Origin of the sequence: Massilia sp. Root335, assembly GCF_001425685.1 — a bacterium.
GTDB classification, from domain to species: domain Bacteria; phylum Pseudomonadota; class Gammaproteobacteria; order Burkholderiales; family Burkholderiaceae_D; genus Telluria; species Telluria luteola.
Map to the genome: position 1 here is coordinate 112897 of NZ_LMCY01000033.1, position 1149 is coordinate 114045.

A 1149-nucleotide genomic window follows, 5' to 3' on the forward strand; every position below is an offset into this window, starting at 1 on the left:
CGCGGCGCAGCGCGGCTAGGTGGCAGCGCTCGCTTACCTACATAACGCGAACACAGCCAAAAAAAAGCGGAAGCGCGAACGCTTCCGCCCGACTCAAGCTAACGGCGCGTCAAGCCTGGTTGGCCGACTTGCGGCGGCGCGCCAGGAAGCCCAGCACGCCGAGGCCGGCCAGCATCATGCCGTAGGTTTCCGGTTCCGGCACGGGAGCGGCCATCGAGACGGCGCCACCGAAGCTCGCGGCCTGGTCGGAGACCAGGTTGCCGCTCACTTGCAGGTAGTAGTTGCCGGCTGCCAGGTTGTTGCTGGAGATCGTCCACACGTCGATGTTGCCGGATTGCAGAGAAGCGCCGGACGAGACCAGCGCGTCGCCGGCGGCGTTGTACAGCGATACGCCAGTGATGTCGAGGCCGGTGTCAGCGGTGCGGCTCACGGACGAGATGATGGCGTCCAGGTTCGAGCCGGCGCTGGTGCCGCCCACGGAAAAGGTGAAGCGGTCGGCAAAGGTGTTGCCGTTGTTGTTCATCGCGAACGTGTCGCCAAAGAAGCCGCTGCCGTCGGTCAGGTCGAGGACCTGCGGGGTGTTGCCGACGGTAGCCGCCATGGCAGCGGTGGAAGCGAACGACGCAGAGGCCAACACTACAGCAGCAATCAGTGATTTTTTCATTTCTTACCTCGCAAAGAAACAGCCGCGTCCTGCAGCTTGGTTTTCAAGAATCGGGGAACTTCATCGTATCAAATCGACGATAAAACGCACGGAAAATCACCGAAGTGTGCGCTTCTTGATGGAAATATGCCGAAAATAAAGAGTTTCCGCTTGGATGCGCTTTTCACCCGCTCTTCATAGAGAACGTGGTCGGTTTGGTATGTGCAAATGACAAAATAGACCGATATTGCACGGTATTTGTAGGTAGGTTCCTACGTGAAGACGCGAGAAAATCCGCCGCAGAGTTTTTTCTGTTGGTGAACGAGCATTGCGCGGTTGGCAAGAAAAACGGCGGGATAACGATGAGGCTCGACTCGTCGTCAAAGCTGTGGAAGCACAGCAATGAAAAAGGCCAGATCTCGCGATCTGGCCTTTCGAATGATTGGTGCGGCTGGCAGGAATCGAACCCACGACCCCTTGGTTCGTAGCCAAGTACTCTATCCAGC

Annotated in this window: 1 protein-coding gene; it reads right to left on the reverse strand. The window is 58.0% G+C overall.

All coding sequences use genetic code 11. The annotated features are described in order from the left end of the window. Nucleotides 1–109: 109 nt before the first annotated feature. Nucleotides 110–664, reverse strand: coding sequence for an FxDxF family PEP-CTERM protein (locus ASC93_RS18480; protein WP_056445524.1), 555 nt, complete (start codon nucleotides 662–664; stop codon nucleotides 110–112). Between the last annotated feature and the right edge of the window lie 485 nt (nucleotides 665–1149).